This is a genomic window from Planktotalea sp., from assembly GCF_039984035.1.
Classification (GTDB): Bacteria; Pseudomonadota; Alphaproteobacteria; order Rhodobacterales; family Rhodobacteraceae; genus Planktotalea.
Genome location: NZ_JBDWVM010000336.1, coordinates 1 through 3,812 on the forward strand (window position 1 = coordinate 1; position 3,812 = coordinate 3,812).

The 3,812-nt window shown below is 49.9% G+C and carries 5 protein-coding genes; all 5 read left to right on the top strand.

From position 1 onward, the window contains the following. Nucleotides 1-809: replication initiator protein A (locus ABJQ89_RS15085; protein WP_348497008.1), on the top strand; the 809-nt coding region annotated here is incomplete at its 5' end. 150 nt (nucleotides 810-959) lie between these two features. Continuing rightward, nucleotides 960-1,628, top strand: coding sequence for a ParA family protein (locus ABJQ89_RS15090; protein ID WP_348292241.1), 669 nt, complete (start codon nucleotides 960-962; stop codon nucleotides 1,626-1,628). Further along, nucleotides 1,612-1,896 (top strand): chromosome partitioning protein ParB, encoded by a 285-nt coding sequence (locus ABJQ89_RS15095; protein ID WP_348497009.1) that lies wholly within the window; start codon nucleotides 1,612-1,614, stop codon nucleotides 1,894-1,896. The genes ABJQ89_RS15090 and ABJQ89_RS15095 overlap by 17 nt, the downstream gene beginning before the upstream one ends. Nucleotides 1,897-2,026: 130 nt before the next feature. Continuing rightward, nucleotides 2,027-3,040: a site-specific DNA-methyltransferase gene (locus tag ABJQ89_RS15100; RefSeq protein WP_348292239.1), complete on the top strand. Its 1,014-nt coding sequence runs from the start codon at nucleotides 2,027-2,029 to the stop codon at nucleotides 3,038-3,040. Nucleotides 3,041-3,046: 6 nt separating this feature from the next. Beyond that, nucleotides 3,047-3,812, top strand: a 766-nt coding sequence (locus ABJQ89_RS15105; RefSeq protein ID WP_348497010.1) for a hypothetical protein, incomplete at its 3' end; no start/stop codon positions are given.

Sequence of the window (3,812 nt, forward strand, 5' to 3'; positions counted from 1 at the left end):
GTGACATCCTGATTTTCTGCATCTCACAAGTTATTGCAGCTTTGAATGATGGGCGAGAGGTTAACCAAACGATACGTTTCAAGGCGTTTGACCTCCTTACCTCAACGAACAGAGGCACTGACGGGCGCGGTTATGAGCAGCTTAGAGCGGCATTTGAGCGGCTTTCTGGTACGCGCATTGCCACAAACATCACTACGGCAGACACGGAGGTCCTAGATGGTTTCGGACTGATCGACCGCTATCGTATCGTTCGTGAAACCCGCGATGGTCGGATGCAGGAAATTGAAGTCAAACTGTCGGATTGGGTATTCAATGCGATCAACGCTCGTGAAGTTCTCACGCTTAGCCGGAACTATTTCAGGCTTCGAAAGCCGCTGGAACGTCGCCTATACGAGATTGCGCGGAAGCACTGTGGGTATAAGCAGCGTTGGGCGATTGGTTTGACTAAGCTCAAGGACAAGTGCGGCTCATACTCCACAGATAAAGAGTTTAAACGCCTTATTTCTAAGATCGTTTCTGAAGATGTCGCTCACGACCATATACCAGACTACAGCCTTCGTCTTGAGGGCACTCAGGCGGTGTTTTATTCCCGTGGTTCGGTCCCCACCCCGCAAGAAGACGTATTCGAGGGGCGGCTTGAACCAGATGCGTATGATGCGGCGCGGGAAGCTGCGCCAGGCTGGGATACTCGGCATCTTGAGCATGAGTGGCGTCGGTGGTGCGGCAAAGAAGAGATTGAACCGAAACACCCGACTAAGCACTACATCAAGTTTTGTGAGAGCTGGTTTGAGAAAAGAGGTCGTCCATAGTTGGATATAAAACCGGTTATGGAAATGAATCAGGTGTTATATTTAATTCCGGTAACGGAAAAGATTTCGGTGTGGGAAAAATAACGGGTATTGAATTTAAATCCGGTTATGGATATGTTTCCGGTAGAAGGTATAAAGCAGGTTAGTTAAATGCCAGTCATCGTAATGGCGAGTCCCAAGGGTGGAGTTGGAAAGTCTACTTGCGCAGTTCTGCTGGCATCAGAGTTCGCTCGGATGGGTGCAGATGTGACTGCCTTGGATTGTGACCCGAACAAGTCCCTCACACGTTGGGCATCCCACGGACTGCCCAAGGGTGTCACACTTCACAGTGATGTGGGTCGATCTGAGATTGTGACGACAATCAAGAATGCGGACGGGGACGGTAAGATCGTGATCGTCGACCTTGAAGGCGTAGCTTCACAATTGGTCAGCCGTGCAATTTCACAGGCTGATCTGGTAATCGTGCCCATGCAGCCAACAGCGTTGGATGCTGAGATTGGATCGGAGGCTTTGGCGCTTGTGAGGGAAGAAGAAGAAGCTCTGGGCCGAACCATTAGGCACGCAGTAGTTCTGACAAAGACAAGTGCGGCGGTTAAGAGCCGGGTACAAAAGGAGCTTGAAAACCAATTGCGCGGGGCAGGGATTGACATAATCGAACCGTCCCTTGTGGCCCGCGCAGCGTTTTCTGAGCTTTTCGCCTATGGCGGCGATCTTACATCGATGTTGAACAATTCTGAGATTGTGACCGGGGGTAAGGTGGACAAGGCTATACTGAACGCCACGGCATTTACGGAGGCAGTGTATGAGCGGCTCAAATAGACTAGCAGGCCTCACGGCAAGGCCCAAAGATACAGGTCCAGCGGAAGTTCGTAAAATTGATGACGTGGGAGAGGCTCGCGGATTTGTAGATCGTACTCCGCGAAAGAAACCAGGTCGAAAACCAAGCCCACGAACCTATCAACTCCATCCCAAGGTTTTTCCGGGGGTAGGGGAAGCCATCTCTGCCGAAGCTGAGCGGCTAGGCATCACTCAAGGTCAGTTGATTGAGCTGATGTGGTCCCAATATCAAGAACCGCTCGAAGGGTAGGGGCCTGCCGACTTCGAGAATACCACACCGAGATTAACTATAGATACATTTGTTTCCGTTTTGTTCTTTTTGCAGGTCATGCTAGTGGAACGACAGATGCAAAGCAGACAGAAAGCAAAAGGGGCAAAAGATGACAACGAAAGCGCGTGCTAGAGCAAACCATATCGAGCAAACAGAAGACGCAGGTTCAGACTCAGAAATCGTACGGTCTAGCTACCATTCCAGCGCCAAGAATGTTGCAGGCATCCTAAAAGGTGACTCAGCGCAAGCTCTGTCCACACTGCCTGATGAAAGCTTCAATGTAGCAATTACCTCACCACCATACTTTTGGGTTCGCGACTATGGCTATGAAGGTCAGCTCGGTCATGAAGCGACTGTGGATGCCTATATTGAGGGACTTATGAAAGTCTTCGATGAGGTGAAGCGGACCCTTCATCCGGAGGGTGTGTTTTTCCTGAACATTGGGGATACCTTTTACTCAGGAAACGGCCAACCGCATGGTAGCGATCCTAAGTGCTCCTCCCGAAACTTCCTCCGAACTAAAGTTCGGCCAGTCGACGTTAGTGGCTGGGATATTCCGAAGAAAAGTATGATTGGGATACCGTGGAAAGTCGCATTTGCGATGCAAGAAAGAGGTTGGACGCTACGCAGTTCAATAATCTGGAATAGGTGCAATGCGTTTGTTGAACCAACCGCACGAGACCGCCCGCACAGGCAGTACGAATTTGTCTTCATGTTCTCGAAATCGCGTTTCTACAGCTTTGACCGCTCGAAGCTTGTCGAAGAAGATGTTTGGAACATCCCGATTGAGAGGAACCGTCGGGCGAAACACAATGCAGCATTTCCCTCAGAACTTGTCCGTCGATGCATTGAAGTCGGCAGCCCGCCAGGCGGGCATGTGCTCGACCCGTTTGTCGGAAGCGGCACGACCATCTTCACGGCCCTAGAACACAATCGCAACGTGGTTGGGGTCGATATGAGTGACGATTATTTGGACTACGTTGAAAGCACGCTAGAATCCGATGGACACTATCCCGTTGATTGGCAGGTAGTAGACAAAAAGATTGCCAAACCATCAGGTCTCTGGGATCAATGGGCAGGAAACAAAACAAACTTCCGAAAGCCTGGTCGAAAAAAGGGATAGATAAATTTGAAGTTTTTCGAAATCCAAACGATTAAGGCATCCATTGAAGAACTTCAAAAGTATAGCGCAAACTGGCTGATACCAGCATTTGTCTTTGCATCAAACGACGTCGGCACAGAAGAGCTTGTCGATATGTCCAAGAACCTTGGTACTGACCAGTTCTTGGACAACTTTTTTAACGGCGCACTAATCGATATCCCACCATTTGCGAGTGGAAATAATCTTCTGCGGCCTCGTTTGAAGGGTGTCACTTGGCATCGCGGCGACTTCGCAGATGACTACATGGTCCGTCAGGACACAAAGATGTGGGGCAATCTGTTTTCAAGTCGTGGATACCGCGAGATGCGTCAACGCGGAGAAGTTGAGGGGGAGAAGGCGACTGTTCGGCTAACCGACGCGTTTCAACCAGCATTTGAAAGCGCGATTCCATCATCCTTCGATTTTGAAGACTTTATGGTTTGGTTGTTCGCGTTTTCGGGTTTTCCAGACAACGTCTCTTCATGGCAGGAACTCCACGAACATCTGCTGAAAGATAAGTTGGGTTTGGAGGCCCTTAAAGCACCGTATATTGGTCGCTTCAAACTCAATCCCGATAAGGCCTGGCCTGCCACAATCCCTGATAGACCAACAAATGGTCAGTTCTTAGCGGAGCTTGCACCTCGCTTAGAGGCCTTTTTGGCTAACCCAACGCCAGCACAGGCTCCCAATGAACCAGCAAAGAAAAACCTGATCAGTCCGGATGACCCAATACTTTCAGTTGTAAGGAGTGCCA

Excerpts from the sequence above, each read along its gene's own strand:
- ABJQ89_RS15090 (WP_348292241.1), top strand. The coding sequence starts at position 960 with ATGCCAGTCATCGTAATGGCGAGTCCCAAGGGTGGAGTTGGAAAGTCT.
- ABJQ89_RS15095 (WP_348497009.1), top strand. The coding sequence starts at position 1,612 with ATGAGCGGCTCAAATAGACTAGCAGGCCTCACGGCAAGGCCCAAAGAT.
- ABJQ89_RS15100 (WP_348292239.1), top strand. The coding sequence starts at position 2,027 with ATGACAACGAAAGCGCGTGCTAGAGCAAACCATATCGAGCAAACAGAA.